The 26,926-nt window shown below is 62.9% G+C and carries 25 protein-coding genes; 7 read left to right on the top strand and 18 right to left on the bottom strand.

Features of this window, described 5'->3' with window-relative positions; all coding sequences use genetic code 11:
- The first annotated feature begins 2 nt into the window (after positions 1 to 2).
- From FJU11_RS08645 to FJU11_RS08615, 7 genes are all read left to right on the top strand, one after another.
- A complete protein-coding gene (locus FJU11_RS08645; RefSeq protein WP_141166633.1) occupies positions 3 to 2,318 on the top strand; it encodes a chemotaxis protein CheA in 2,316 nt (771 codons plus the stop codon).
- Positions 2,319 to 2,322: 4 nt separating this feature from the next.
- On the top strand, positions 2,323 to 2,811 hold the full coding sequence (locus FJU11_RS08640) for a chemotaxis protein CheW (RefSeq protein ID WP_141166632.1): 489 nt from the start codon (positions 2,323 to 2,325) through the stop codon (positions 2,809 to 2,811).
- Positions 2,812 to 2,902: 91 nt separating this feature from the next.
- Positions 2,903 to 3,739 (top strand): CheR family methyltransferase, encoded by an 837-nt coding sequence (locus FJU11_RS08635; protein WP_141166653.1) that lies wholly within the window; start codon positions 2,903 to 2,905, stop codon positions 3,737 to 3,739.
- Positions 3,736 to 4,857 carry a protein-glutamate methylesterase/protein-glutamine glutaminase gene (locus FJU11_RS08630; protein ID WP_141166631.1) on the top strand — a complete coding sequence of 374 codons (1,122 nt, stop codon included), beginning with the start codon at positions 3,736 to 3,738 and terminating at the stop codon, positions 4,855 to 4,857. The genes FJU11_RS08635 and FJU11_RS08630 overlap by 4 nt, the downstream gene beginning before the upstream one ends.
- Positions 4,854 to 5,240 carry a response regulator gene (locus tag FJU11_RS08625; RefSeq protein ID WP_141166630.1) on the top strand — a complete coding sequence of 129 codons (387 nt, stop codon included), beginning with the start codon at positions 4,854 to 4,856 and terminating at the stop codon, positions 5,238 to 5,240. The genes FJU11_RS08630 and FJU11_RS08625 overlap by 4 nt, the downstream gene beginning before the upstream one ends.
- Positions 5,240 to 5,779: a chemotaxis protein CheD gene (locus tag FJU11_RS08620; RefSeq protein WP_141166629.1), complete on the top strand. Its 540-nt coding sequence runs from the start codon at positions 5,240 to 5,242 to the stop codon at positions 5,777 to 5,779. The genes FJU11_RS08625 and FJU11_RS08620 overlap by 1 nt, the downstream gene beginning before the upstream one ends.
- Positions 5,780 to 5,937: 158 nt before the next feature.
- A complete protein-coding gene (locus FJU11_RS08615; RefSeq protein ID WP_141166628.1) occupies positions 5,938 to 6,270 on the top strand; it encodes a hypothetical protein in 333 nt (110 codons plus the stop codon).
- A gap of 171 nt (positions 6,271 to 6,441) precedes the next feature.
- Here the strand turns inward: FJU11_RS08615 and FJU11_RS08610 are convergent, their stop codons facing one another.
- The 18 genes from FJU11_RS08610 to FJU11_RS08525 form a co-directional block, all read right to left on the bottom strand.
- The gene (locus FJU11_RS08610) at positions 6,442 to 7,551 is read right to left on the bottom strand and encodes an ABC transporter ATP-binding protein (RefSeq protein ID WP_141166627.1); all 1,110 of its coding nucleotides are present in this window, start codon (positions 7,549 to 7,551) and stop codon (positions 6,442 to 6,444) included.
- 4 nt (positions 7,552 to 7,555) lie between these two features.
- Positions 7,556 to 8,359 (bottom strand): carbohydrate ABC transporter permease, encoded by an 804-nt coding sequence (locus FJU11_RS08605; RefSeq protein ID WP_141166652.1) that lies wholly within the window; start codon positions 8,357 to 8,359, stop codon positions 7,556 to 7,558.
- 43 nt (positions 8,360 to 8,402) lie between these two features.
- The gene (locus FJU11_RS08600; protein WP_141166626.1) at positions 8,403 to 9,329 is read right to left on the bottom strand and encodes a carbohydrate ABC transporter permease; all 927 of its coding nucleotides are present in this window, start codon (positions 9,327 to 9,329) and stop codon (positions 8,403 to 8,405) included.
- An 88-nt stretch (positions 9,330 to 9,417) separates the two neighbouring features.
- Positions 9,418 to 10,683, bottom strand: a complete 1,266-nt coding sequence (locus FJU11_RS08595) for an ABC transporter substrate-binding protein (RefSeq protein ID WP_141166625.1) — start codon at positions 10,681 to 10,683, stop codon at positions 9,418 to 9,420.
- A gap of 10 nt (positions 10,684 to 10,693) precedes the next feature.
- Complete coding sequence (locus FJU11_RS08590) at positions 10,694 to 11,881, bottom strand: PLP-dependent transferase (protein ID WP_407946686.1); 1,188 nt, start codon at positions 11,879 to 11,881, stop codon at positions 10,694 to 10,696.
- The gene (locus FJU11_RS08585) at positions 11,878 to 12,579 is read right to left on the bottom strand and encodes a FadR/GntR family transcriptional regulator (protein ID WP_141166624.1); all 702 of its coding nucleotides are present in this window, start codon (positions 12,577 to 12,579) and stop codon (positions 11,878 to 11,880) included. Before FJU11_RS08585 ends, FJU11_RS08590 begins: the two co-directional genes overlap by 4 nt.
- A 436-nt stretch (positions 12,580 to 13,015) precedes the next feature.
- Positions 13,016 to 15,028: a polysaccharide biosynthesis protein gene (locus tag FJU11_RS08580; protein ID WP_235890927.1), complete on the bottom strand. Its 2,013-nt coding sequence runs from the start codon at positions 15,026 to 15,028 to the stop codon at positions 13,016 to 13,018.
- A 350-nt stretch (positions 15,029 to 15,378) separates the two neighbouring features.
- Positions 15,379 to 16,272, bottom strand: coding sequence for a sulfotransferase family protein (locus tag FJU11_RS08575; protein WP_328591722.1), 894 nt, complete (start codon positions 16,270 to 16,272; stop codon positions 15,379 to 15,381).
- Positions 16,273 to 16,395: 123 nt separating this feature from the next.
- On the bottom strand, positions 16,396 to 17,346 hold the full coding sequence (locus FJU11_RS08570; RefSeq protein WP_141166623.1) for a class I SAM-dependent methyltransferase: 951 nt from the start codon (positions 17,344 to 17,346) through the stop codon (positions 16,396 to 16,398).
- 115 nt (positions 17,347 to 17,461) lie between these two features.
- Complete coding sequence (locus FJU11_RS08565) at positions 17,462 to 18,670, bottom strand: glycosyltransferase family 4 protein (protein WP_141166622.1); 1,209 nt, start codon at positions 18,668 to 18,670, stop codon at positions 17,462 to 17,464.
- Between the two features lie 102 nt (positions 18,671 to 18,772).
- Entirely contained in the window at positions 18,773 to 20,170 is a 1,398-nt protein-coding gene (locus FJU11_RS08560) for a lipopolysaccharide biosynthesis protein (protein WP_141166621.1), read from the bottom strand.
- Positions 20,171 to 20,173: 3 nt separating this feature from the next.
- The gene (locus FJU11_RS08555) at positions 20,174 to 20,998 is read right to left on the bottom strand and encodes an HAD family hydrolase (protein ID WP_141166620.1); all 825 of its coding nucleotides are present in this window, start codon (positions 20,996 to 20,998) and stop codon (positions 20,174 to 20,176) included.
- Positions 20,995 to 21,975, bottom strand: a complete 981-nt coding sequence (locus FJU11_RS08550; RefSeq protein ID WP_141166619.1) for an ATP-grasp domain-containing protein — start codon at positions 21,973 to 21,975, stop codon at positions 20,995 to 20,997. The genes FJU11_RS08555 and FJU11_RS08550 overlap by 4 nt, the downstream gene beginning before the upstream one ends.
- A complete protein-coding gene (locus FJU11_RS08545) occupies positions 21,920 to 23,209 on the bottom strand; it encodes a DegT/DnrJ/EryC1/StrS family aminotransferase (protein WP_141166618.1) in 1,290 nt (429 codons plus the stop codon). Before FJU11_RS08545 ends, FJU11_RS08550 begins: the two co-directional genes overlap by 56 nt.
- Before the next feature lie 13 nt (positions 23,210 to 23,222).
- Complete coding sequence (locus FJU11_RS08540; RefSeq protein WP_407946684.1) at positions 23,223 to 23,924, bottom strand: PIG-L deacetylase family protein; 702 nt, start codon at positions 23,922 to 23,924, stop codon at positions 23,223 to 23,225.
- Positions 23,921 to 24,835, bottom strand: a complete 915-nt coding sequence (locus FJU11_RS08535) for a methionyl-tRNA formyltransferase (protein WP_141166616.1) — start codon at positions 24,833 to 24,835, stop codon at positions 23,921 to 23,923. Before FJU11_RS08535 ends, FJU11_RS08540 begins: the two co-directional genes overlap by 4 nt.
- Complete coding sequence (locus FJU11_RS08530; RefSeq protein ID WP_235890925.1) at positions 24,832 to 25,533, bottom strand: sugar transferase; 702 nt, start codon at positions 25,531 to 25,533, stop codon at positions 24,832 to 24,834. Before FJU11_RS08530 ends, FJU11_RS08535 begins: the two co-directional genes overlap by 4 nt.
- A 48-nt stretch (positions 25,534 to 25,581) precedes the next feature.
- Positions 25,582 to 26,823: a polysaccharide biosynthesis/export family protein gene (locus FJU11_RS08525; RefSeq protein WP_141166615.1), complete on the bottom strand. Its 1,242-nt coding sequence runs from the start codon at positions 26,821 to 26,823 to the stop codon at positions 25,582 to 25,584.
- Positions 26,824 to 26,926 lie beyond the last annotated feature (103 nt).

Here is a 26,926-nt window from a genome sequence, read left to right as displayed (position 1 = left end):
CGATGGATGCGATGGAAGCAATTCGCCAGACCTTCTTCGAGGAATGCGCGGAGCAGCTCGTCGAGGTAGAGACCGGCCTCCTGGCCTTCCAGGACGGCGAGGCCGACGACGAGACGATCGACGGTGTCTTTCGCGGCGTGCACTCGATCAAGGGTGGGGCGGGTGCGTTCCATCTCGACGCGCTGGTCGCGTTTGCCCATGCCTTCGAGACGGTGCTCGACGAACTGCGCTCCAAGCGCATCGAACCGGACGAGACGTTCGTCCGCCTGACGTTGCGCTCGGCCGACGCGCTATCGGATCTCGTCGCCGCCGCGCGCGACGGCGAAACCGCGGACACCGCCAAGAGCGACGCGCTCCTGGCCGAACTCGAGGCGGTGACCGGATCGGCCGACGAGAAGGCCGAAGCGGACGAAGACGGCTTCGCCTTCCAGCCCGTCACCGTCGACGTTTCGACGCTCTTCGGCGCCGAGGCCGGCGAGACGACCTACACGATCGCCTTCCGTCCGCACGACAAGCTTTATGCCCGTGCGAACGACAGCATGACCTTCCTGCGCGAGCTCTCGACCATGGGCGAGATGCAGGTGACGTGCGATACCGAGGCGCTGCCGCTTCTTGCCGACATCGACCCCGAAGCGGCCTATTTCGGCTTCGTTGTCACGCTGACCGGCACGCTCGAGGCAGAAGACATCCGGGCCGTCTTCGAGTTCGTTGAGGACGACTGTGAATTGCAGATCGACGCGGCCTCGACCGACGACGCCGACGCTTCCTTCGAGATGGAACTGGCGACGCCCGACGAGGCGGACCTTCTGGTCCTGCAGGCAATGCTGGACGGGACCGATCAGGACGAAGAAGCCATCGAGGCAACCGACGAGCATGCTTCTTTCGCCGATACCGAAGGCGTCGGTGCCGGCGATCCCGATACGGCGCCGGAATCGGCACTTGAGTCCGATCCCGCGCAATCCGGGATTTCCCGATCGTCGGGCTCCGAAGCCGGGAAACGCGAACCGGAACCTTCGCGACAGCAAGATCCCGAGCCGGCCAAAGACCCGTCCGTTTCGACGCCGGCCGGCGGCAAGAAGGAGGCGGGCAAGCCCACCAAGGCGGCTGCCGGTCAGACGATCCGCGTCGATCTCGACCGTGTCGACCGGCTGATCGACCTCGTCGGCGAGCTCGTCATCCATCAGGTCATGCTCTCGCAGCGCGCCGTCGAGGCTGGGCTGACGCGCACCTGCGACGTCGCGACCGGCTTCGAGGAACTCGAACAGCTCACCCGCGAGCTGCAGGACAGCGTCATGGCGATCCGTGCGCAGCCGGTGAAGTCCGTCTTCCAGCGCCTGCCGCGGCTCGTGCGCGAGGTCGCCGAGATCGCCGGCAAGCGGGTTCGCCTCGTCACGCAGGGCGAATGGACCGAGGTCGACAAGACGATCATCGAGAAGCTTTCCGATCCGCTGACCCACATGATCCGCAACGCGATCGACCACGGGCTCGAGACGCCGGAGGATCGCGTTGTCGCGGGCAAGCCGGAGGAGGGCACGGTGCGGGTCTCGGCCGGCCAGCGGTCGGGTCGCATCGTCATCGAGATCGGCGACGACGGCGCCGGCATCAAGCGCGACAAGGTCCGCGACATCGCGATCGAGAAAGGACTCGTTTCCCCGGCGGCGAAGCTTACCGACGACGAGATCGACAATCTGATCTTCATGCCGGGCTTTTCGACGGCCTCGGGCGTCTCCGAGCTTTCCGGCCGCGGGGTCGGCATGGACGTCGTCCGGCAATCCATCCAGTCGCTCGGCGGGCGCGTGACGATCACCTCAGAGCCCGGCAAGGGCTCGAAGTTCACCATGAGCCTGCCGCTGACGCTCGCCGTGCTCGACGGCATGATCGTGACGGCGGGCGACGAGACCATCGTCGTGCCGCTCAGCATGATCGTGGAAACGATGCGGCCGAAGGCGACCGAAGTCCGCCGCTTCGGCGGCGAGGCGCGCCTCATCAACGTGCGAGACCGGTTCCTGCCGCTCATCGACGTCGGCCTGCTGCTCGGCTACCGCGACCGGCCCGGCGATCCGACGGCAGGGGTCGTGATCCTCGTCGAGATGGAAAACGGCGATCGTGCGGCCCTTCTCGTCGATGGCATCCAGGGCCAACGCCAGGTCGTCATCAAGAGCACCGAAACGAATTACGGGATGATCCCGGGCGTCGGCGGCGCCACCATCCTGGGTGATGGACGCGTCGCGCTCATCCTCGACGTCGACCGGCTCGTCACCTGCTCGCGCGAGGCCGGCCATTCCCTCGATCCCGCCACCCTTCAAGCCGCGGAGTAACACCATGCCGGATACCCTGACCCAGTCCGCCGACCAGAACGAACCGCGCGCCGGCGGCGCGCTGCAGGAGTTCGTCGCCTTTCGCATCGGCGCGCAGGAATTCTGCGTCGACATCATGTCTGTGCGCGAGATCCGCGGATTCTCGCCGGCGACGCCGATCCCGCACGCGCCCTCCTTCGTCCACGGCTTCATCAACCTGCGCGGGACGGTGCTGCCGATCGTCGATCTCGCCCAGCGCCTCGGCTTCGCGCCGATCGAGCCGACGGAACGCAGCGTGACGATCGTGGCGCTTGCCCATGGCGTGGTCTTCGGACTGCTCGTCGATGGCGTCTCCGATATTCTCACGGTGGACGAGTCCGCACTTCAGCCGCCGCCCGACATCACCGGCGAAGTGGCGCGCCGGTTCATCAGCGAAGTCATGTCGATCGACGGGCGCATGCTTTCCGTCATCGACGTCGATCACGTGATGCCGCAACTGGCCGGAGCCGCCTGAGGTGACGACAGCGCGGACGATCGTGGACAGGCGCGCCGGCGAACCGGCTGAGAAAGCGCGGGCCGGCGGCGAGGCCTATGGCGATTTCCGCATGACATCGGCGGATTTCGACAAGATCGCGTCCTTGCTCTACGCGCAGGCCGGCATTCATTTGAGCGGCGAGAAGACCGCGCTCGTCTATTCGCGGCTTTCCAAGCGGCTGCGCGCGCTCGGCATGGCGAGCTTTCGCGAGTATTGCGCGCTTCTCGAAGCGGAGGACGGGAGGGGCGGCGAGCGCATGCAGATGCTCGCCGCGCTGACGACGAACGTTACGCGCTTCTTCCGGGAACAGAACCATTTCGACCATCTGCGCGCCCGCCTGCCGGCTCTGCTGGCGACGGCGCGCGACGGCGGTCGCGTGCGTTTCTGGTCGGCCGGCTGCTCCAACGGCCACGAACCGTTTTCGCTCGCCATGACGATCCTCGCGGCGATGCCGGAAGTGGACCGCACGGACCTGCGCATCCTGGCGAGCGACATCGACCCGAACGTCCTCGCCTTCGGGCGGGCCGGCATCTATCCGGTCGAGGATATCGAGAACGTTCCGACCGACATGCGGCGCAAATGGTTCCGTCCGGTCAAGGACGTCGCCCGTCGGGACGGACCGGCCCTCGGCTTCGCGCTTGCAGAGCCGGTTCGCTCGCTCGTGGCCTTCAGGGAACTGAACCTCAACGGCGACTGGCCGATGAAGGGGCAGTTCGACGTCATCTTCTGCCGCAACGTGACGATCTATTTCGATCAGCCGACCCGCGAGCGGCTGTGGCTGCGCTTTGCGGAAAAGCTGAAGCCGGGAGGCATTCTCTACGTCGGACATTCCGAACGGGTCGCGGGCCAGGCAACCGGGCTGCTCGCTTACGATGCGAACACCGCCTATCGGAGGATCGGGGCATGACGCGCGTGCATGAAGGCGATGCGCCCGCGTCGGGCCGGCCCGTGCGGGTCCTGATCGTCGACGATTCGCCGACCATGCGTGCGCTGCTGCGCGAGGCACTGGCGAACGAGGCCGATATCGAAGTTGTCGCCGAGGCGTGCGAACCGCAGGAAGCGCGCGCCAAGATCAAGGCGATCGATCCGGACGTCGTGACGCTCGACGTGGAAATGCCCGGCATGAACGGCATCGCCTTTCTCGACAAGATCATGCGGCTTCGTCCGACGCCGGTCATCATGGTGTCGAGCTTCACCGAACCGGGCGCGGCGGCCGCTCTCGACGCGCTCGCGCTCGGCGCCTTCGACTGCATCGGCAAACCGCGAGGGCGCGCCGACGATCTCGAAGGGTTCGCCGATCTGCTGCGCGCGGCGGCCCGCACGAAGCCCGACCTCGCCGCGAGGCGGGCCTACCAACGGCCCGGGACTTCGGCCGCAGCCGTTCGAAACGCCGCGGGAACGCGGCGCAGGCCGCTTGCCATCGGCATCGGATCGTCGACGGGCGGCGTCGAGGCGCTTGCGAAGATCCTACCGGAGTTTCCGGCGGACTGTCCGCCGACGCTGATCGTCCAGCACCTCCCGGCCTCATTCAGCGCCTCTTTCGCCGAGCGGCTCGACAAGGCTTGCGCGCCCGCCGTACGCATCCCGGTCACGGGGGAAACGCTACGGCCGGGCGTCATCTACATCGCGCCCGGTTCCCACCACATGGTCGTGCGCGGCGGTGCGAGACCGTTCGTTTCGCTGGTCGATACGCTCCCGAACGCGCTCTTCAGGCCGTCTGCCGATTACCTCTTCGCCTCGCTCGCCAAGACTTTCGGCAACGAAGCGTGCGGCGTGCTCCTCACCGGCATGGGACGGGACGGCGCCAAGGGTCTGCTGCAGATGCGAAAGCGCGGCGCCCATACCATCGCGCAGGATCGCGCGACCGCGCTCGTCTACGGCATGCCGCGTGCGGCTTCCGAGATCGGCGCTGCCGCGGCCGACCTGCCGCTCGACGAGATACCGGCAGCCATTTTCAAAATCCCCAAAAGCACAAAGACGGTGACGGCGCGAGCCGTCGCCCTTTGCGAGGAGACAACGACATGAGCATCAAGGACAAGCTGAAGATTCTCGTTGCCGAGGACCATACGACAAGCCGCATGCTGATCAACGAGTCGCTGCACGAGCTCGGGATCAAGCAGATCGTCTTTGCCGTCGACGGCGAGGAAGCGCTTCGCAAGATGATGAACTCGCCGTGCAACATCGTCATCTCGGATCTCTACATGCCCAAACTGAACGGGCTGAAGCTCCTGAAGGCGCTGCGCGACTACAAGCCGACCGCCAAGGTTCCCTTCATCGTTCTGACCGGAAAGGAGGACAAGGAGGTGCTGCGCACCGCCTCCTCGCTCGGCGCGAACAACTATCTGATGAAGCCGATCAGCACGCCGGTCCTCAAGCAGAGCCTGGAAGCCGTCGTCGGGAAGCTCTAGTGATCGCATCCGTTCCGAAAAACCGCATCACCGTCCTGCAGGGCGAGGTCCAGGTCGCCGGCGACCCGCAGACCGTGCTGACGACACTGCTCGGCTCGTGCGTCGCCGCGTGCGTCCGCGACCCGCACGCCGGCATCGGCGGCATGAACCACTTCCTGGTTCCCGGTACGGATCGGGGGCGTGGCGGACACGTGGAATCCTACGGTCTCTTCCTGATGGAGCTGCTGATCAACACGCTGCTCAAGCAGGGCGCCCGGCGGGAACGCCTCGAAGCCAAACTCTTCGGAGGGGGGCAGGTGGTCGACGGTCTGGGCAACATCGGAATGAAGAACGCCGCCTTCGCCGAACGCTTCCTCCAGATGGAGCGCATCACCTATCTCGGCGGAAGCCTCGGCGGCGTAACGGGAAGACGCGTCGAATACTGGCCGGCAACCGGCCGCGTGCGCCAGCTTCTCATGGATGCCCGCCAGGTCGAGCGACAGGCGCCGAAGCCACGCGTTCCCGCCGTTGCCGACCTTGGCGAGGTGGAACTGTTCTAGCGCATTTTCCAGCCGGATCTTCGCGCGAGCGGACGTCCTGTCGCAAATTCAGAGCGCGCCGGGCGAGACTGTGCCGGCCCGGCTCGATGCAAGACTCCGGATCGAGCGTTCGCTGCGAACTGGGGCCGTACCGCCGAAGACTTTTTGGAGGCCGAGACATGGTTTCTCTCGATCAGCTGTTCACGAACCTTTCCGGCGAACTGGATCGCCTGACGGGGGAGGTCGATGCGATGCAGGAGCTCGTCTGCGGCGATTGCGCCCGCAGGGACAGCGATTATCTTCGCAAGGCCCAGAAGATCGACGAGATCCGGCAGACGATAGCCGGTCTCTCGCAATTCCTGCACGCCTCCGCGTCGAAACTCGACGGGCAACCGGACGTCGATCTTTCCGAACCGCTGTCGGAAGTTAATCTCTACCGGCTGAAACGTCGGCTCCGCGACGGCGAAGCCATCGGTGGCGTCGAAAACGACACGGCTATCGAACTATTCTAGAAAACGTGGCGACCAGGATTTTACCGCCCATACGTGGCCGGCTCCGACCCAGTTGCGACGAGACGCGTCTGGATATCGGGTTCGAGATCATCGAGCGCGACAGTACGCAGGTTTCGGCAACCGGCGTCGTTGCGTCGGCCGATCCTAGACTGTCTCGAACGCGGATTCGCGTCAGGCGGGAAGTTCGGCGGCGAATTGGGCCTTCCGTTCCAGCCGGCGACCGGTTGCCTCTTCGAAGACGTGAAACTTTTCCGGGTGCGGTCGGATCCAGATCCGGGAACCGACCCGATGTTCGACCACCGCGAGGCTGAGTGCCTTGATGTGCGTTCCAAGGGCCTGAACGTGGACGATCGTGCCGAGGCCGAGCGGCTCGACGAGTTCGACCGTCGCCTCGATGGCACCCGGATCTTCGGGATCCGCATCGATGGCGATGTCTTCGGCGCGCAGGCCGAGCGTCACGGGCGTTCCGTCCGCGACGTCCCGTTCGTCGAGCGCGAGACGTTTCTCGCCGACGACCAGGAAGGCGTTCTGTCCTTCGCGGCGGTAGGTCGCGTCGATGAAATTCATCGCCGGCGAGCCGATGAAGCCGGCGACGAAGAGGTTGGTCGGATGTTCGTAGAGCTCTCGCGGCGGTCCGATCTGCTGAACGAGGCCTTCGTTCATGGCGACGATCCGGTCGGCTAGCGTCATGGCCTCGATCTGGTCATGCGTCACGTAGATCGAAGTCGCGCCCAGATCCTGGTGCATCTTCTTGATCTCGCCGCGCATCTGTTCGCGAAGGCGCGCATCGAGGTTCGAGAGCGGTTCGTCGAAGAGGAAGGCCTTCGGCGTGCGCACGATCGCGCGCCCCATCGCAACCCGTTGCCGCTGGCCGCCGGAAAGCGTGCGCGGTTTGCGCTGCAGAAGCCGATCGATCCCGAGCTTGCCCGCCGCACCTTCGACCGCTTCCCGCGCGCGTTCCGCAGGTGTTTTCCGCAGGCGCAGGCTGTAGTCCATGTTCCGCTCGACGCTCATGTGCGGATAAAGCGCGTAGGACTGGAAGACCATCGCGATATCGCGGGCGCGCGGTGCGAGATCGTTGACGCGTTCGCCGTCGATGCGGATCGCCCCTCGCGAAATATCCTCGAGCCCGGCGATCAGCCGGAGCAAGGTCGACTTCCCGCAACCGGACGGCCCGACCAGGACGACGAATTCGCCGTCGGCGATGGTGAGGTCCACGCCGTGCAGGACATCCACGTTGCCAAAGCGTTTGCGAACGCCGTCGATATCGATGGTCGCCATGGTGTCAGCCTTTCACCGCGCCTGCCGTCAGGCCGCGGACGAGATATCGCTGGATGAGGAAGAAGAAGAGACATGCGGGAATGAGCGCAAGCACGCCTGCGGCCGTCATCTGGCCGAAATCGACCGAGAACTTGGAAACGAACGTCAGCAGGCCGACGGGAAAGGTGGAGGCATCCGTCTTCGAAATCAGCATCAGCGCGAAGAGCAGTTCGCTCCATGCGGCGGTGAAGACGAAACCGAGCGTTGCCGCAATCCCCGGCAGTGTCAGCGGCAGGATGATCTGGCGGAAAGCGGTGAACCGGTGCGCCCCGTCGATCATCGCAGCCTCTTCGAGATCTTTCGGAATGCCATCGAAGAACGATTGCATCAGGAAGGTCGCGAAGGGAATGTTGAACGCCGTGTAGACGATGATCAGGCCGAGGAGGCTGTCGGTCAGCCCGAGCGGCGTGAAGATGCGGAAGATCGGCGAGATCAGCATGACGAGCGGGAACATCTGCGTGATGAGCATCAGACCGACGAGCCAGAACTTGCCCCGGAAGCGGAAACGCGACAGCGCGTACCCGGCACCCGAAGCGACGACGGTGACGAGAACGGCGGTCGATACCGAAACGATGACGCTGTTCAGGAAGAAGCGCGGGAAGTCGCTGTTCGTCAGGACGAAGCCGTAGTTCTCCCACGTGGTTCGCGAAGGCCACATCCGCACGCCCTCGCTGTAGAGGAGCTTCGTCGGCGTCAGCGATACCTTGAAGAGCCAGTAGAGCGGAAAGAGCGCGAAGGCGACGTAAAGGGCGATGATGGCATAGTGCATCGTCCAGTAACCGGCTCGCTTGAGCGTTGCGGCAGACATTTCCTCAACTCGCCTTCAGGAGCGACTGGCGGATCATAAGGACGATGAGCGCGTACACGAGAAGAAGCATTAGAAGTACGGTCGCGACCGCCGAGGCGTAGCCGAAGTCGAGGCCCTTGAACGCCTGGGTGAAGATGTAGCTCGCGACGATCTGCGTACTGTCGGCGGGTCCGCCGCCCGTCATCGCGACGATGAGATCCGGCGCGTTCGCGATCCACACGGCACGAAGCAGTACGGTGATGGCGATCGTCGGCGCCAGGAACGGAACGGTGATGTCCGCGAAGCGGCGCCACGTGCCCGCGCCGTCGATCTCCGCGGCTTCGTAGATTTCCGGCGGAATGGACTGGAGGGCGGCCAGAAGGGTGATCGCGAAGAAGGGGACACCCCACCAGACATTGGCGACGATCGGCCCCCAGATGGCGATCGCCGGATCGGAAAGAATGTTTTCCGGGCTGGACAGGATGCCGACGGCATAAAGCCAGTGCGGCAGCGGGCCGATGACCGGATTGAAGAGCCAGGCGAAATTCAGTCCGGACAGGAACATCGGCACTGCCCACGGAACGAAGACGAGAGCCTGGACGAGCCCGCGGCCGGGGAAAGGGCGGTAGAGCCTGAGCGCCAGCACGAGACCGAGGAAGAACTGCAGCGATACGGAAGCGACCGTCCAGGTCACCGTGTTGCCGAGTGCCTGCCAGAAGTCGGAGTCGTGCCACAGATCCACGAAATGCTGGACGCCGACGAAACCGCCGCTGAAGGGATTGAGCAGGGTAATGTCGCGAAAGGCGTAGGAAAGGCCGATGGCGAGCGGTACGAGCATGACCGCGACGATGAAGATTAGGGCAGGGCTCGCGTAGAAGTACGGTTCCATGCGGAGCGCGAAACGCCGCCGGGTGCCGTGCCAGCCGGGTCGCCTTTCGGCCTGAACGCTCATCAGCCAATCCATTGACGCGGGTCGGGAGTGGCCTCGCGCCGAAGAGGACGGCGCGAGGCGGTGCGATACGACGAAACCTTAATTCACGCTAGTTCGCGCTCGTCTCGGAGGCCTTGTTCGCCTTGGTCATGAAGGCCGCCCATTGTTCGCCGAGCTCCTTGGCGGTGATATCGCCGAGAAGCGCCTTCTGGCTCGTCTTCGGGACGAGCGAGTCGGAGAAGAAGCCGAACTCCTTGAGACGGAACGGGAAGACGAGCGGCTTGGTCTTGTCGCTCGCAAGCTCCTCGAACCAGGCCTTGTAGCCCTGCTTTTGATAGAAGGGGTCGCTCTTCAGGGAATTGTAGATCGGCAGCGTGCCGGTCTGCTTGTTCCACATGAGGTTGCCCTTCGGTCCGTCGAGCGCGGCGATCAGCTTCCAGGCGAGATCCTTGTGGTCGCTGTTGGCGAACATCGCCCAACCGGCGTAACCGAGCGTGGGATAGCGGTTGCCACCGGGTCCCGTCGGGAACGGCGCGACGCCGTAATCTTCGGAATCCATGCGATCGGCGATACCGATCAGCGCATCCGGGTCCTGATCGAGCATGGCGCAGGTGCCGGAATAGAAGCCGGCGACCACCTCGTTGAAGCCCCAGTTCACACTGTCCTTGGGCGCATTGCCGTTCTTGTAGAGATCGATCAGGAACTGGTAGCCATCCACCCAGCCGCTGTCGGCAAGCGTCGACGTTCCGTCCTTGTGGAAAAAGTCGCCGCTCTTGGCCATGCTCGCGCCCAGCATCAGCCAGCCGCCATAGCCACCCGGTCCGCCGCGAAGGCAGTATCCGTATTTTCCGGGAAGTTTCGAGATCTTCTCCGCGTCCTGCTTGAATTCCGTCAGCGTCTTCGGCGGTCCGTCGATGCCGGCCTGCTTGAAGAGCTTCTTGTTGTAGAAGAGCGCGCGCAGATAGAAACCGTAGGGCAGGGAGTAGGCCTTGTCGCCGACGACCTTCGCCATCTTCATGGTCAGATTGTTGATCTTCTTCGTCTCGTCCCACTTGTCGAGGTAGGGGCCGAGATCCTCGAGCCGTCCGCTCGACGCGTAGAGCGACTGCCAGCGATCCGGCATCTCGACGACGTCGGGCGTGTTCCCGGCCGAAACCATCGTCGCGAACTTCTCGAATGCCTGCCCCCACGGCAGTGAGGTGATCTCGACCTTGACGCCGGCATTCTCCTTTTCGAAGTTATCGACGATCTTGCGCAGCGTCTTGGTACGCTCCGGGCTCGTGATGACTTCCGTCAGCCTCAAGGTGGTGTCCGCCGCAGCCTGTCCTGCGAAAAGCGCACCGATCGCCGTTGCGATCATCAACCGTTTGAGCATGGCATTCCCCTCATCTTTTGCTGGTTTCGACTGCGTTTTCGAGGTCGCTCCAGAGCGCTTCCAGGCCTTCCAGTCCGACGTTCAGTCGTACGAGCCCGGGTGGGACGTCGAAATCGATCACCGAATTCGGTCCGTTCGCCTGCGAGCGGGCAAGCTTTGCCGGCATCGCGAGACTTTCGTGCCCACCCCAACTCACGCCGAGCCTGAAAAGCGCAAGCGCATCGATGAAGCGAGGAATGTCGACGCGGTCGCCGAAATCCACGGAGAAGAGGCCGGACGTTCCGTGCAATCCTTCGGGCAGGTCGCCCATGAGAGCCGGGTGGTGCACGCGTTCTACCGCGGGATGTTCCGCCAGCCGTCGGGCGAGCGTCAGTGCCGTTGCCTCGATCGCCTTCATGCGAACGGTCAGCGTTCGCAAGCCGCGAAGGAGGAGCCATGCGTCGAGCGGTGCGAGCTTGGCTCCGAGATAGGGCGCGATGCCCGAGCGGATGCGCTCGACGTGTTGGCGTGAAGCGACGGCGACGCCGGCGACGGTATCGCTGTGCCCGCACAGATATTTCGACGCCGAATGCACCACGACATCGCAGCCCAGTTCCAGGGGACGCTGGAAGATGGGTGTAGCCCAGCTGTTGTCGATGATGCTGATCGCCCCGGCTTCGCGCGCCAGTGCGGCGAGCCGCGAGACCACGTGCGCCTCCATGGTCCAGCTCGTCGGGCTTTCGAGATAGAGAACCTGCGCACCGGGAAGGGATGCGCGTACCGCCTCTTCGTCGGCTCCGTCGACATAGTCGACCGATACGTCGAACCTTCGAAGAAGGATCTCGAAAAACCGATAGGTATCGGGATAGACGTTGCGCACGCACACGATGCGCTCGCCGGGCGAGACGACGGCGAGAACCGCAGAGGAGATCGCCCCCATGCCGCTCGCGAAGCCGATCGCGTCTTCGCCGCCTTCGAGTGCGGCCATCTTCTCCTCGAAGGCCCGTACGTTCGGGTTGCCCACCCGCGAATAGGTCGTGCGCGGCCGTTCGGCGGTATAGTTGCGCTCCATCTCGGCATAGGAGCCGAAGGTGAAGAGCGAAGTCTGCGTAATCGGCGGAACGACCGGACCGTATTCGTCACCGTCGTCGTGCGCGAGAAGGCGGGCCGCGAAGGCCAAGTGTTCCGTTTCGCTGTCGTCGCTCATGCTATTGCTCATGGGACCATCGTCCGTACGTCTTCGCTTACGACATCCAGGATGGCAGCGGTATGGGTGCGCGCGGCGATCGGGTCGCCGGAACGGATGGCCTCGAAGAGCCGGCGATGAAAGGGGAAGGAGCGTTCGGCAAAACGGCGCAGCCGCTTCGAGACGTCGGACATGGAAAAGAGGTCGTTCAACGGATCGCGTATCTGCGCGAGAATCTGTCCGAAGAGCGGGTTGCCCGATGCGTCGTAGATCGCGAGGTGAAAGGCGAGATCTTCCGGACCGGCGCATCCCTCCTTTTCGAAGACGGCTTCCATGACGACCAGCTTTTCCTCCAGTTCGGCAAGCGCGGAGCTGCCGGCTCTCGTCGCCGCGAGCCCGGCGGCTTCCATCTCGAGGCCGCGGCGAACTTCGAGCATCTGCAGGAGGCCGTCGCGTTTTCCTTCGAGAAGTAGCGGCAGGTAGATCGTCTTGCGGGTGATCTGCCGGCGCAGGAAGGTGCCGCTTCCCTTGCGAACCTCGACCACGCCCAGTGCCTGCCATTGCCGGAGGACTTCGCGTACCGTCGACCGTCCGACACCGAGCGATTGCGAGATTTCACGTTCGGTCGGAAGCTGGTCGCCCACCGTCAGGGCGCCCCGATCCACATATCCGGCGAGTTCGCTGGAAACCCGAGTGACGCGATCTGTTGTGTCGATCCGATCGAGATGCACGAACGATTGCCCTGAAGCATTGGTCTGACATCTGAGATCAAACCGTCAATGGGGACGGGAGTCAACTGACGAACGCGTTTCACGATCGGGCGAACGGGTTCGTGCCGATGCGACCGGCGACGGTCTCGGCGACGGGCATGTTGCTTGGCAACCGGATCGTGTCCGTTCTCGATATACGAGCACGGCTATTCGGTTTTGCCGGTGCCAGGACGATGCTGCCGTCCAGATTGTGCGCAGTGTTCTCGATCGCAGACCGTTGCGGGGACGATCTGGACGATGCCGCCCACGATACGGTGGTCGGCACGTCGTGCGATCGTTGCGGTGCCGATATCCGCTCGACACATGCGTCAGTGGGTTCCCGCGACCATAGCCGAAGCTCCGTCAACGAAAGCTAGGGCGCTTTCGGCGTTCGTTGGGAACGATCGCGTTCTGAAGATCAATTCGGACCAATCGGTAAAGGCGGTCCGGCGGGGGTCGGAATCAGGTATGGATCGAGCGCTGCTTCGATGTCATCCGCATCACGACGAACCGTGGCGAAGGCATGCGCGGTCGCAGCGCTTTCGACCTCGGGACAGAACCCCGGCACGAGTTCGCGCATCGCATCGACGAGTTGCGAAGGCTTGCCGGCGAGGGCGAGATCCTTCAGGTGCGCGAAGTTCTCGTAGATCACCGACAACGGTACGGCCTTCGGGACTGCGCCCAGAACACCGGGAACGGGTGGGGAAACGCGCTGCTCGTCCGCGTCGAACAACTCCTCGTACAGTTTCTCGCCCGGCCTGCAGCCGACGATATCGATCGCTATGTCGCGATCCGGCACGCCGGAAAGTCGAATCATGCGTCTGGCGATATCGACGATCTTGATCGGTTCTCCCATGTCGAGAACGAAGATCTGTCCCTTTCCGAGCTCTTTCTCGAGCCCGTAGGAGGAAGCCTGCAACGTCAGCTGAACCGCCTCCCGGATCGTCATGAAGTAGCGCGTCATCTCTGGATGCGTGACCGTCAGCGGTCCGCCCTTGGCGAGCTGTCGCTTGAAGAGGGGAATAAGCGATCCGCTCGATCCCAGCACGTTGCCGAACCGCACCGTCATGAAACGGGTTCGTGATCTCCCGCTTTCGCAATCGAGATCCATCGCCTGGCAGTAGAGTTCGGCGAGGCGTTTCGTTGCTCCCATCACGCTTCTGGAATTGACCGCCTTGTCCGTGGAGACCTGGACCATGCCGAGCGCGTTCCAGCGACGTGCGGCTTCCGCGACGTTCATGGTCCCGCACACATTGGTCAATAAACCCTCGCAGGGGTTCAATTCCACCATCGGTACATGCTTGAGCGCCGCGGCATGGAAGACGAGTTCGGGGTGGTGGCGTTCGAATATCTCGTTCAGCCGAGCGGCGTCGCGCACGTCGCAAAGATAACAGGTACGCTTGAGCTCGGGAAATTGCTCTTTCAGGTCGAGATCGACGGTGTAGAGATTGAATTCGGAATGATCGATCAGGACGATTTCCGTCGGATTGAGGGCGGCGACCTGCTTTGTCAGTTCGCTGCCGATCGAACCGCCCGCACCGGTCACCAGAACGCGTCGCTCACGAATGAACCGTTCGAGGGCTGCGACGTCCAGGGATGCTTGCGGCCGCTCGAGAAGATCCGTGAGTTCGATCGGGCGAAGATCGAAATCGCCACTGGTGACGGACTGGCGAAGCAACGTTGCCGGGGCAAGACGAGACACGGCGAGCCCCAATCTTTCCGCGTTCTGGATCAAGAGGTCCGCATCGCATTTCCCGATCTCGGAAAGCGGCTTCGAGAAAATGATATGGCGCGGCTTGTTTCCCAGCAGTTCCAGTTCACCGACGCGGTCTTCGAAGTCCCGCGTCGCACCGATGACGGGAACACCGTGCAGGATCCTGCCCATCTCCTCGGGTCTGTCGTCCAGAATGCCGAGCGGTCGGTAGTTCGAGTTCGGATCGCGGTTCAGCGCCCGCAGGTACAGGTCGGCCTCGCGACCCGCTCCCACGAGAAGAACGGGTATGGTTTCGCCGGCAGCGATCAGCCTTTTCCTGAAGTAGGGTGCCCCTTTCAGCAATTCTTCATGACGGAAATTCAGGCGAAAGCCGCACAACATGGCCGAAAGCACCATGACCTGAATGACGATGACGGAGCGGGGGACGAAATCGAGACGATCGTCGACGAAGATCAGAACGGCAAACAGAAGCGAGGCGACGACAACGCCGCTGATGAGGACGACGTAGGCCGGGATCGACGCGTACTTCCAGTTGATTCGATAAAGGCCGAGTAGCGGGAACAACACTGCGCACAGGACGACGAAGACGATCGTCATGAAGGCGATATGAGAAAATTCACGACCCGATGTCGATACGAATTTCGGACCAAGGGTCAATACGAGGGAGAAATTGACCGCCACGAGCGCAAGAAGCAGATCGAGCGCATAAACGCGCACGCCCGATACGGCGGATTTTACGTTGGATTTGATTACCCTTGTCGCACTGCGTGCGATTTCGCTCCGGAGAAGGAAAAAGGGCCAAATTTTTTCGATCGGAACAAGTCTTTTTCTCCCGCGAACGTTCCCGTGTTCAGGAGTATGATAATATATCACAACGATCTCCCTGATTTTTATTTGGTGCGGAACGTTTACGAAATCATCCTTCTTCGACGAACTCGGTTTTCTCCCGTGCGGGCGTCAGTTAAACCCCTAATCTTTCCTGTCTGATTTCAGTCGTCGTTTGCCGGGCGGGCGGCCGGCACCCACATTTTTGCGGACAGCGCGTTTGAAGCCCCGCGAATTGGCGGTCAGGTAGCCGGCGAAACCGAAGGGCGGTCGGGTGGCGTTCGATCGTATCGGGCATCGACGGCAAAGGAACGCAGCCAGGATGATGGCACGTCGGTTCCGGTAAGCGCGCTTAGCTGGTCCAAATCCTCGGCATAGTAGTCGGCGAGGCGCCGCCGGATATCGTCGGTCATCGCGCTGTATCGAATCTCGCTCGCGAGCGTGCGGTGGAGCTGGCGGAAAGCGGATGTCTGGCGAAGGGGTGCCACGAGCGGCTTCACGGGCCGGAAGAACCGCCGCATCCGCGGGCCGAGCGTCGGGATCGTCTTGTCCTTGTGCTTTTGCTGCAGCGTCTGGCCGGGTAACTGCGCAGGCAGGCCCAGAAACCGGCGCACCGTGCCGAGGTGACGGTGCGGTTCTTCGCCGATGGAGTCGTAGAAGGTGACCAGGATGTTTTCCATGGGGAAGCGATCGTAGAACGGCTTCAGGTTCTGGTAGTAGAGGCCGGCCGAAAGCAGGCGGGTCCGGCTTTCGTTCCGTGGATCGAGATAACGGGCGACGTCCCGGCCGATCTCGCCGCGCCGATACATCATGCAATAGTCCGAATAGGCGCGCTCGATCGGGTTTCTGAGCTGGGCGACGAGCTTGACGTCGGGAAGTCGTGCGTGGATGCGAAGCGCAGCGCTGGGGCTTTCGAGATAGGAGTTCGATTTCTCGCCGGTGACCCGATCACGGCCCTCGGCCGGAAACTGCCCGAGATACCATTGGTCTCCACGATCGAAGGCGCGACTGAAATAATGCAGCTCGGGATCCGGCATGGCGATAGCGGGATCGGCCTGCAGGCAGCGCTGAAGCCAAGTCGTCGCGCTTTTCGTCGCGCCGATGATCAGGAAATCGATATCTGCGAAATCGATCATTGTCGGATACGACCTCCATTGGAAACGAGGCATGAGCGGTAGAAAGCGAGCGGGCCGACCATCGATGCGATGTCGCCGGGTGAGAAATCACGCGGACCCTCGCACGCGGTGAGACCAGCCACGCTACTGGGCGCCCTGGTAGTACGAGGCCATCGCGGCGGGTGGAAACGGCACCTGCGACTTGCGCCCCAGGAAGTAGACACCACTCGCGCCGTCAATCGCGTAACGCGCCGGAATGGCCGCATCGAGGTATTGCGTCCAGAAGAACGCGAGCTTGGCGAGCTTTCCCGCCGTGCGGGAGCGGAAGAGGCTGCGGGCGAGATAATCGGCGGCCCACATGAACTGCAGGCCCGGACCGCCGCTCGCTCCGGAACGGATGACCTCGAAATTGCGGAACAGATATCGATGGCCGCTTTCGGTAAAACGCGAGAAGTCGTAGGGGCCTTCGTGAACCTGCTGCATGAAGGGCGTTTCCGCGTACACGATCCCGTCCGGCTTGAGGACGCGCCAGATTTCGGCGACGACACGAGCCGGTACGAGAACGTGTTCGAGGACGGCCTGGACGACGACGGCGTCGAACGAATTGCTCGCCAACGGGATATGATGAGCGTCGGCGATGAACTGCACGTTCGGCGAGCCGTAGATATCGAACCCGACGACTTCCAGACCGGGATCTTGGTAAAGCCGTTCCATTCCCTGGCCGATGCTTCCCCCGCCCACGACCAGAACCCGGCTCTTGCCGGGGAGCGATGAAAGCTCGCGTATGAGCGCTTCGACGTTTTCCCGCGTCGTCTTCTTGGCCGGCGACAGCAGCCGTTTGATCAACCCCGCAACGCGTCCGTAACGGGGGCGATGCAAGGCGCTCGTTCCGGCGCGCTCGAGCAACGCCTTACGGTCGAGAACGGAGTCCGAGAAATCGATGAGGATCGGAGTTCCCGCAACGACGGGATAGACGACATCCTCTTCGCTCTCGCTATGCTCCGTCCGCAATCCGTCACGCTCGGCAGATACGAGACGGTCGCCGCTGCGCGGGCAGCGCAGGATCTCTTCGCACTCCTTCAAAGTGACAAGCATGATGATCAATCGTCTGGATCGAAAGGGCAGGGCTTCGATGCGTGGCATCGTATGTCAGTGCGACAATCGGGTCGTGACAGGTTTTTCCGCCGATCGTTCGACGTCTCCGGCGAATTCAGCAAACCGTCAGCGGCCGAGGTTCGGCGAAGGGGCCACCGAGCTGGCTGTAGATCCGGTCGATCTGTTCGACATGCTTCTTCAGGCCGTATCGAGACCTGGTATCTTCATACGCCGCCATCGTAATCCGTCGATGGCACTCCGGGTCGGTAAGCAGGCGATGGACCGGTTCGCAAAACGCTTCCGGTCGATCGACCGGAACGAGAAACCCCGTCTTTTCGTTTTCGATCGCTTCGCAATTGCCACCGTCCCTCGTTGCAACGACGGGCACTCCGAGCATCATCGCCTCGATCAGCGTGCGGCCGAAGGGCTCGCGCACCGCCGGCACGAGAAGCACATCGACTGCGCCCATCCATGGCTCGACCGGCTGACGAAACCCCATGAGCCTTATGCGATCGGCGATGCCCAGTTCGGTTGCCCGCTGCATGACGGCCCGGCCGAGCCATGCCTCCTCGTTTCCCGGAACGCCGAAGAGAAGGCCGATGACCGGCACGTCCGGGTATCGCCGTGTAAAGGCCGCGACCGCTTCCACGAAACCGAGTGGCCGCTTTCGGCTGATCAGGAGGCCGAAATAACCGAGAAGGCGCGTTTCCGGCGAACATCCGAGTTCTTCCCGGATCGGATTTTTCGCGACGGACCTTTCCATATTCGTCGAAGGGGGATCGAAGGGGCTGTGAACGACTGCGACTTCGCAGCCGAAGGGCAGAAGGGGTCGCCGTGGCGTCGCAAACCGCGAAACGGTGACGATCCGGTCGGCGAAAATCGGTGCCAGATAATTTATGCCCCACGCATTCGGATCGCCGCGGTGATGCCAGACGTGGTGCGCATGGGCGAGCTTTGCCGGTACCGCCCAGGCAAGATGAATGCGTCCGTCGTTCGTGTGAACGATATCGACGTCCCGCTCCTTCAGGAAACGTGCAAGGGGACGTGCGGCGGCAAGCGTGAAACCGACGAGATTACGCAACGCCTTGACGGTTCGATTGCCCACGCCCCGGCGCGAGGGCAGCGGACGGAACGGCGCTTCGACGAATGGCAGGCCGTGTTCAGCGAGAACGGATGCGACGGGGCCTTCGGATGTATGCAGCACGACAAGCGGCGTGTAGCGCTTCCTGTCCAGCGCTTCGATCAGCTTGATCGTCGACAGATGGCTCCCGCCGATATCGTCGCCGACGAAGGGAAAGCACACGACGCGCGGCGAATATGTCATGTTTCTTCCACCCGGCGGCGTTTCCAGCGAACCCCATCGGGACAATCAAGACCGTCGCCGCTCGATTTGCATGTCGGGAAAGTCCGCAATGGACCCTGGAGCTTACGACGGTGTCATCGCCGCATCCGTAGACTGCGTCTGCGTGTCGGGATCGCCGGGCTTTCCAGCCTGGATCATGCGCCGATAGACGAACCAGAGACAGGAAACCATGATGAGCGCCATTACCATATGCGCCAGGTTCGCTCCCATGGCGCCGACGATCGGGATCGCCGATACGGCGACCAATTGAAAGATGATGGTCGCCACGATGACGATCCGCAGGACTGTCGGCTGTCGCCCCATGGCGAGCAGAGCGGAGCGCAGGACACCGCCCGACAGCATGATGGCTGCCGCGATCATCTGAACGACGGCCAGCGGCGCAGCCGCCGCGAACGAAGTGCCTGCCGTATGGATGATGATCGGACGAATGCCGATTGCAGTCAGGCCAACGACGAGCACACCGAAACCGGCAAGCATGACGAAGGTCTGCAAGACGGCCCGGTGCAGTTCCTTCAGTTCGCCACGGGCCCAGATCCTGGCGATGTCGGGATAGAGAACCGCCTGGACCTGGGCGCCGAGCTGCAGGACCATTCGCGCAAGGCGCTTCGTTATCTGGTAGAAACCGGCGGGTGACGGCCCGGCAAGAAAGCCGACGAGAAGGGTATCGAACTCGTTGGTGCTCGACCGTATGCTGAGTTCCAGATTGGACCCGATGGTGAAGCCGAGCAGTCCCTCGAATTTACGGGTGACACCTGCAAGCGGCGCGGACATCAGCTGGCGGACCCCCTGACGGTGCAGTTCGAAGAGTGCCAGCACGAGGATGGATACCGCACCGCCGATCTGCGTGATCGTCCACAGGACGACGAAATAAAGCGGCCCCGCGCCGGTCAGCAGTCCGACCAGGCACAGCACGACCCGGAAGCTCGTGCCTGCCAGCGGACCGTATGCCGTAAGCCGGAACCGGCCGGCGAGCCGCAGCACCGCCGTCGGCATGCCGTTGATCTGGAAGGCAAGGGTCGTGGCGTAGATGAGCACCCAGGTCAGCATGTCCTTGCTGATGCCGAGAATGCTGCCGAATAAAAACGCGCCGCAGACGGCGACGAGAAATGCGGCCATCGCCGCTCCGATATCGACCATCAGGCCGAATTTCATCAGCGCGCGATAGTCGGGTTCGTGACTTCGCCCGTGCAACTCGGCGCCGTACTTGATCAGCGGCTGCCAGGACTGGAAGGCGATCAGCAGTTGAACGGCCCGGATATAGCTGAATGTCAGTGCGAGACGGCCGTAGTCGTGCGGCCCGAGCGCGCGCGCCGTCAGCATGAAGGCGAGCATGCCGAGAAACGAGCCGAAGACATTGCCGGTAAGCAGGTGACCGATGTTGACCAGCCGTTCGCCAGCCGCTCCTCCTCTTCCCTGAAGGATCCGTCTTATTCTGTCGTGCAGGATTGCCGGCACGGCCATCTCTCACCCGTTCCGGCGTATGGGCGGGAGGAGATTCTCGATCGTATCCGCCTTGCGAACGCTCTCGAGCCGTTGATGAGTGCCGGGACGTTGAGTGCGAACGGGTGCGGGAGCGGTACCGCGTGCCGCATACCGGTGGCGACGTGAAAGGTCGCCGATCGCGTGGTTCAGGTCGTCGAGGTCCTGGATGAAAGAATGCGGCGCGTGCGCCGTGTCGGGAGGCTCGACCATGTGAACGCGTCCCCGCCGCTCGATGCCGATCGTCCACCATCCACGCGCTTTCGCGGTGACGAAATCCTTGAGCGGATTGTCCGCGACGTAAACGAGACGGCCGGCTCCCGGTCCCGCCCACTCTTCGACGAGCGCATAGGCTGCCGGATGCGGCTTTTCCCGGCCGGGACCGAGGAGATCGGTCAGGATGATCCTGTCGATTATCCCGTCGAGGCCGAGCCGGTCGATCTTCGCCGCCTGCGTCGTTGCGGGACCATCCGTGATCAAGGCGGTGCGAAGCCGCGGATGCCTGTTCTGGAAAAACCGTCGTGCGTCCGGGGCCAGGGAAATGGCCGGAGCGTGGGTGCGGTAGACATTCACGAGCGCCGCGACGAGCTCGGGATCGGCAGGCAGGCCGAGACGCACCAGGGCAACGTCGAAAATGCGCGAGCGATCCGCGCAATCGAAGAGATGTTCGCAATGCGCTGCCAGGCCGCCTACGCCGAGCCGCCGGAAAAGGAATGCTTCGCCGGCCTTGAACCCGGAAAAGGCAAAGTCGCGCTCGAGATAGAGCGTGTCGTCCAGATCGAAGGCGATCACCATGCGGTCACTGCTCATAGCTGGACCGTTTGTGTTGGGAAAAAAGCAGCGTCGTAGCGCAGCATGAGCACGTCGGAGAGCCAGTCGTCGTGCATTCGGGATGGAAGGCCAGCCGTTTCCTCGAGCAGCCACCGCGTGAACTCGGCTCCTGCCCGATGAGCCAGTGGATAGCCGCCGCCGAAGCGCGCATTGATCTCGAAAACCATGGGACCCGCTTGCGGGTCGTCGATCACCTGGAAACACAGGACACCGCGCATCTGGGGCATTGCGCGAAGGATGCCTTCGGCGAGCTCGCGGAAGACCGGGTGGCGTTTAGTGCGCCCCTTTTCGACTTCTCCTGCACGAATTCGAAGGCGCTGGTGCGCGACCGCGCTTCGAAGCTCGCCGTCCCGGTCGACGAACATGTTGACGGTGTATTCCGGTCCCTTCAGCAATTGCTGAAGGATCATCGGCTCTTCCGTGCCGTGGGGGAGCTGCGACGGCGATTGGACGATACGGATTCCGCGGCTCGCGCTGCCGCCGGCGGGCTTCACGAAAGCGGGCCAATCGAAATCGGACGCCATTGCGCGTGCCGCCTCGAGCGAGGCGGTCCTCGGTACAGGAACGTTTGCCGCGCCAAGTACCTGCGCAGTGCGAAGCTTGTCTCGAACGATCTCGATCGTCGCAGGCGGGCTGACATGCACCTGCGTGCCGATAGCGGCGAAACGATCGGCCGCGACCGACAGCGGCATGAGTTCGGGGTCGATCGTTGGGACGAGCAGGTCGACGCCGAACCGCTGCGCAATCTCGAGAAGCGTCTCGATGAACCGAGGATCGTCGCACCGTGGCACCGGCAGGGCACGATCGGCCGCCTGGCATGCCGCGCTCAGTGCGGGCTCGATATCACAGGCGAGAACTTCGAGTTCGAGCCCGGCCGCACGCGCGGACTCGCGAAAGCACTCAATGAGCGCTACCCGACGGCCGGCCGAGGACACGAGAATTGTAATTTTTGTCATCGAAAGCACCCGATTCGATTGCCGGTGCGACGTCCAGATTGTACCGTTTGGTCCGTCTCAAGGATGGTATGACGCCGAGCGTCGCCTGCCGCATCGTGGCGGTCACGACATCGACAGTCCGTTTCATATCGAGCGGCGACTGGCAGGGATCCACGAGGAACGCCAGGCCGGTCGTGCCCAATACGGCCGCGTTCGGCAGGCGCTGCGGCGGAGCAAGGCCGTTTTCGTAGAAGGCCTTTTCCCGGTATATTTCGGGGCACGTTCCGACGTAGCACGCGACGCCTGCGGAACTGACGGCATCCATGATGCGATCGCGGGTCCATTGCGGCTTCAGTCGCTCGGGACGTACGAAGCTGTAGAACCGATACCATGCATGACGAATGTCGGGTGGCGGCAGGGGAGTGCGAAGCGCGGGAAGCCGGGAAAAGCCCGTCGCGAGAACATGCGCATTGGCCGTACGCGCATCATGCCAGGCAGACAACCGCTCGAGCTGTTTCAAGCCGATCGCAGCCTGTATCTCCATCATCCTGTAGTTCGAGCCGAAGGTTTCGTGCAGCCACCGGAAGCCCGGCGCATGATCGTCGCGATGAACCGTCGAATGCGACTTTCCGTGATCCTTGCGGCTCCATGCGCGGTCCCACAGGTTTTCATCGTCCATGACCACCAGCCCGCCTTCGCCGCCCGTCGTGATGATCTTGTCCTGACAGAACGAGAAGACGGCGATGTCGCCCCAGCTTCCGACCGGTCGCCCGTGATATTCCGCACCGTGGGCCTGCGCGCAGTCCTCGATGACCATCAGACCATGACGCCTGGCAAGCTCCAGGATCGGCTCCATGTCGGCAGGCCAGCCGCCGAGATGAACGACGATGATGGCGCGCGTACGCGGCGTGACGACCGCCGCGATCGTTTCGGCCGTAATCGACTGGCTTACCGGATCGACATCGGCGAAGACCGGCACGCCGCCCGCCATCGGAACGCAGGACGCCGAAGCCACGAAGCTTCTCGGTGTCACGACGACCTCGTCGCCGGGTTTGAGACCGATGGCGTAAAGGGCCACGTCGAGCGCCACCGTTCCGTTGGCCAGCGCAATGGCGTGATTTCGGCCGAGGAGATCGGCGTAAGCCTTCTCGAATTTCGCGACATTCGAGCCCGTCCAGGCATTGACCTTGCCGGATTTGAGTACGGCGACCACGTCCGTGATCTGCTCGTCGTCGAATTGCGGCCAGATGGTCATCGGTCGTCTCCTTTCATGCCAATTCGAAATTGATGACATTACGAAGCAGGACAAAGGCTTCCGCAGCCGCGCAGCCGACAGTGACACCACGCATGACGGCCAACGCCTCCAGGGCCTCGATCGAACGCTCGTGCGGAAAGGAGCGGACCTGCGATGAAAAGGCCGCCATCGCATCGAGCTTGAGATCGATGGTCGAAGAGATGTCGACGAAGTAATTCGGCTGGAAGGACGGGCTGAGATACGGCGCGTTCCAGTTCGTTTCCGAAAGCGTTTCATAGGCAAGCACGAGGGGAGGGAACTTCGGTCCGTGCGGTCGTGCCGCCACAAGGCCCGATAGAAAGGTCAGTTGGTGGTCCATGTGAATGTCGCCGACGAATGGCAGGACGAGCGCTCCCGGGCGGACGGCGTCGACGACGCCCGAAAGCGCTGCATTCAGTTCGACATGGGCGACTTCGGACAGTCGGGCTGCCGGCTGATCGAGCCAGAGCGTTTCCCGCACGCCCAACTTTTCATGGGCCCGTGCGCATTCTTCGCGCACCGTAGTGACCTGGCGCATGTCGAAGTCCGGCGCCTTTCCGGTGGTCACCACGGCAACGAAGACCGAACAACCGGCTTGCGTGAGGGCCGCCATGGTCCCGCCGGCACCCAGAACCTCGTCGTCCGGGTGGGGCGCGACGACGAGCGTGCGCTCGAAGGCCTGCGTCGATCCGATCACAGCGCTTCTCCCAGCTTGGCGTGCAGCCGGGGGCGGGCACCTGGATCCTCGTGCTGCCAAACGGTGACGTCGACGCATTCGCCATCGCCGCAGCGAACGACGAAGCCGGTTTCGGTCAGCGCCTGTACCTGTCCGGGCAAGCCGATGAAACGATGCGACGTCTCGCAGGCCCGCGCCTCATGGATGACCAGCCGGCGCCCGGCCGAATGGGTGAAGGCACCTTCGTACGGCATGCCGACCGCGCGTATGAGGCGAAGGACGGAATCGGCCGGTTGGCACCAGTCGATGGCACTGTCGGCCGGCGTACGACGCGCACAATAGGTCGCATGGCTGTGATCCTGCGCGCGACGGGGAGCGCTGCCGGAGACGACGCTCCGCACGGCATCGGGCAGCATTCGCGCCAGAGCGTCGATCTGCTTTCGATAGAGCGTCGCAGCGGTCTCGTCGTGCGCGACGGGTATCTCCGACTGCATCAGGATCGGGCCCGAATCGACGCCTTCGTCGATCCAGAAGAGCGAGGCGGCAGTCGTTCGTTCACCGAGAAGGATCGTCCAGGGTATGACCGCGCGGCCCCGCATGCGCGGCAACGGCGCCGGATGAAAGCCGATCGTCCCGATGCGGGGTATGGCACGGAACGCTTCGTGACATATCTGCGACCAGCCGATGACAAGCACGAGGTCGACCCTCAGATCCCGCAGCGCATCCAGTACGGCAGATCCGTTCACGTTGTTTTCGCGCAGGAGCGTGCAACCGCCGGCATCCGCAATCGGCCCGAGGTCGAAAAAGTCCGAATGCCGGGAGGCCGAACTCAAGGGAAGCGTGATGACGAGATCGGGTGCCAGATCGGCGCCCACGAGGGCGTGAAGCGCGCGAGCCGATCCCTCCACGGTGCCGACGAATGCAACTCTCATGCGTCGCCTCCCGTGCCCGTCGGCGCACCGGTCAAGGCCAGCTCGCCGTAGCGATGCTTCACATGTCGCTTCGCACGTTCGAGCCTTTCGTCGTGTACGTGTTCGCCGCGCAGGATCGTCCTGATGGTCGCAAAAGCGATGAAAAGATCGAGCCCGAGCGAGCGATGGTCGACATACCAGACGTCCAGAGCCAGCTTCTCGGAATCCGTAAGCCGCGTGTTGCCGTTGATCTGTGCCCATCCGGTGACGCCCGGCCGAACTCGGCATCGTACGTTTGCCAGGGTGCCGAAGGTGGCGAGGACCTGCGAGGTGAGAGGACGTGGTCCGATGAACGCCAATTCGCCACGGATGATGTTGACGAGTTGAACCAACTCGTCGAACCGCAAACGTCGTATCGTACGCGTAAGCGAGGTCTGACGCATATCGTCGGGCAAAAGGACGCCATCGCCGTCCCGTTCGTCGCGCATGGTACGCAATTTGAGAATTCGAAATCGACGACCTCGATATCCGATACGCCACTGCTTGAAGAACACCGGCGCTCCCTGCGCCAGACGCAGGACAAGCATCGTCAGGATGACCGGCACGGCGACGATCGGTACGAGCGCGATGGCGAGAATGGACTGGAACCATGCCGATGTCTCGCGGCAGGCACCGGTTTCAGTGGGCATTTCTCCATCGAGTTTGGCGAGAACGTCCATCCATGGCCTCCGATCATTGCGCGTCGCGTGTCGCCGTCCGGTCCGCCGCTAGCGTTGGACGAGGTGCTGTGCGTCCTGCTTTCCGGCGGGAATCGCATCGTTTGTGTCGGTCTTCATCGTCACGACGACGACGTCGCCGGGACGCAACGGACTCGTTTCTTCCGCCGAGCGTTCACCCTGGGCCGTGTCCCGACGGATCGCGTAGCTCAGTGCGATGTCGACGTTTGCCGTCGCACGAGCGGCCTGGAACCCGACGACCGCGACGAGCGCCTGTTCGCTGCTTTTCAGGGAGACGATCGCCTTGTCGAGCGCAGAGCCATGGTCCTGAAGATCGGACAGCAGTGTCAGATGGTGGGTTTGCCGCGTATCGACGATCTCGCTTTCGAGAACGCCGATCTCGCGATTGATGTTGGAAAGATCGCCCATGACTTCGAGCTGTCGGCTTTCTTCGGAGCCGAGCTGCCGTTCGATGTCGGATACCTGCGAAAGCGTGTTCAGGCCGCGTTTATTGAGCCCCTTTGCGCGGTCCAGATCGCTGCGCGTCAGATCGGCGCTGGTGCCGACCTTCTTGAGGAGCTGTTCGAAAAGGACGGTGCTGCGGCGGGCCGACGTGATCTGTGCATCGAGCGCGGCAATCTTCGTGGCGATGCCCGACTCGTCGGACTTCAGGATACGGTTGGCGAGGTCGCGGAGTGGATCGAGGTCGACGCCGCGAAGATAGGGCTTTGCATCGGTCGGGATATCCGTGTCGAGGATTTCGTCGTGACCGGCAATCTGGGCGGACAGGCGCGCAACGGATATCGCTTCGCGCGCGACATCGCTGCGGGCCGTGTCGATATCGCCGCGGATGCGTGCCTGCGCGAGAACGGGATCCTGCGGAGCAGTGACGGCGATGTGGCCGCCTGCCAATGCAACGGCCTTTTGAACGGTCAATCCTACCTGGAACGGGTAGGCTCCCGGCTGGCGCACATCGCCGAGGACGAAAATCTGACGATAGCTTTCCACCGCCAGGCTGACCTTCGGCGACACGAAAATCTTCGCGTCCTTATAATGCCGGTTCAGCGTATCCAACGCTTCGGCGATGCTCTTGCCCGCGACGTGAACGGAGCCAAGGAACGGAGCCTGGATATTGCCGTCCGCGCCGACGGGAAGGCTTACCGGATCGGTACTGTCGTCGAGGATATCCAGCCGGACGACATCGCCGGCCGCCAGAGGCAACTCGTTCGCCTTCGGCAAGAGCGGCTGCGCCTGCGCCCTTTGAACGGGTGCCGCAAGTGCGCAGAAGGCCATTGCTATGCCGATCGCGCCGTTGATCGACGAATTCTGTTTAACTTTTCCTAATGTTCCGGCAACATACGCAAAGACCGAGCGTATGATCGAGCAAGTCTTGGTA

This window comes from Pararhizobium mangrovi, assembly GCF_006516965.1.
Classification (GTDB): Bacteria; Pseudomonadota; Alphaproteobacteria; order Rhizobiales; family Rhizobiaceae; genus Pararhizobium_B; species Pararhizobium_B mangrovi.
Note: the sequence above shows the minus strand (reverse complement) of the source record. Positions and strands in the feature narration are given on the sequence as shown.

Bases quoted from the DNA above. Each gene is read 5' to 3' on its own strand.
- FJU11_RS08560 (WP_141166621.1), bottom strand. From the start codon at position 20,170: ATGGCCGTGCCGGCAATCCTGCACGACAGAATAAGACGGATCCTTCAG.
- FJU11_RS08530 (WP_235890925.1), bottom strand. From the start codon at position 25,533: ATGGACGTTCTCGCCAAACTCGATGGAGAAATGCCCACTGAAACCGGT.
- FJU11_RS08600 (WP_141166626.1), bottom strand. From the start codon at position 9,329: ATGAGCGTTCAGGCCGAAAGGCGACCCGGCTGGCACGGCACCCGGCGG.
- FJU11_RS08595 (WP_141166625.1), bottom strand. From the start codon at position 10,683: ATGCTCAAACGGTTGATGATCGCAACGGCGATCGGTGCGCTTTTCGCA.
- FJU11_RS08565 (WP_141166622.1), bottom strand. From the start codon at position 18,670: ATGACATATTCGCCGCGCGTCGTGTGCTTTCCCTTCGTCGGCGACGAT.
- FJU11_RS08630 (WP_141166631.1), top strand. From the start codon at position 3,736: ATGACGCGCGTGCATGAAGGCGATGCGCCCGCGTCGGGCCGGCCCGTG.
- FJU11_RS08605 (WP_141166652.1), bottom strand. From the start codon at position 8,359: ATGCACTATGCCATCATCGCCCTTTACGTCGCCTTCGCGCTCTTTCCG.
- FJU11_RS08535 (WP_141166616.1), bottom strand. From the start codon at position 24,835: ATGAGAGTTGCATTCGTCGGCACCGTGGAGGGATCGGCTCGCGCGCTT.
- FJU11_RS08645 (WP_141166633.1), top strand. From the start codon at position 3: ATGGATGCGATGGAAGCAATTCGCCAGACCTTCTTCGAGGAATGCGCG.
- FJU11_RS08590 (WP_407946686.1), bottom strand. From the start codon at position 11,881: ATGAGCAATAGCATGAGCGACGACAGCGAAACGGAACACTTGGCCTTC.
- FJU11_RS08525 (WP_141166615.1), bottom strand. From the start codon at position 26,823: ATGGCCTTCTGCGCACTTGCGGCACCCGTTCAAAGGGCGCAGGCGCAG.
- FJU11_RS08570 (WP_141166623.1), bottom strand. From the start codon at position 17,346: ATGCTTGTCACTTTGAAGGAGTGCGAAGAGATCCTGCGCTGCCCGCGC.
- FJU11_RS08640 (WP_141166632.1), top strand. From the start codon at position 2,323: ATGCCGGATACCCTGACCCAGTCCGCCGACCAGAACGAACCGCGCGCC.
- FJU11_RS08575 (WP_328591722.1), bottom strand. From the start codon at position 16,272: ATGATCGATTTCGCAGATATCGATTTCCTGATCATCGGCGCGACGAAA.
- FJU11_RS08635 (WP_141166653.1), top strand. From the start codon at position 2,903: ATGACATCGGCGGATTTCGACAAGATCGCGTCCTTGCTCTACGCGCAG.
- FJU11_RS08625 (WP_141166630.1), top strand. From the start codon at position 4,854: ATGAGCATCAAGGACAAGCTGAAGATTCTCGTTGCCGAGGACCATACG.
- FJU11_RS08615 (WP_141166628.1), top strand. From the start codon at position 5,938: ATGGTTTCTCTCGATCAGCTGTTCACGAACCTTTCCGGCGAACTGGAT.
- FJU11_RS08610 (WP_141166627.1), bottom strand. From the start codon at position 7,551: ATGGCGACCATCGATATCGACGGCGTTCGCAAACGCTTTGGCAACGTG.
- FJU11_RS08555 (WP_141166620.1), bottom strand. From the start codon at position 20,998: ATGAGCAGTGACCGCATGGTGATCGCCTTCGATCTGGACGACACGCTC.
- FJU11_RS08545 (WP_141166618.1), bottom strand. From the start codon at position 23,209: ATGACCATCTGGCCGCAATTCGACGACGAGCAGATCACGGACGTGGTC.
- FJU11_RS08550 (WP_141166619.1), bottom strand. From the start codon at position 21,975: ATGACAAAAATTACAATTCTCGTGTCCTCGGCCGGCCGTCGGGTAGCG.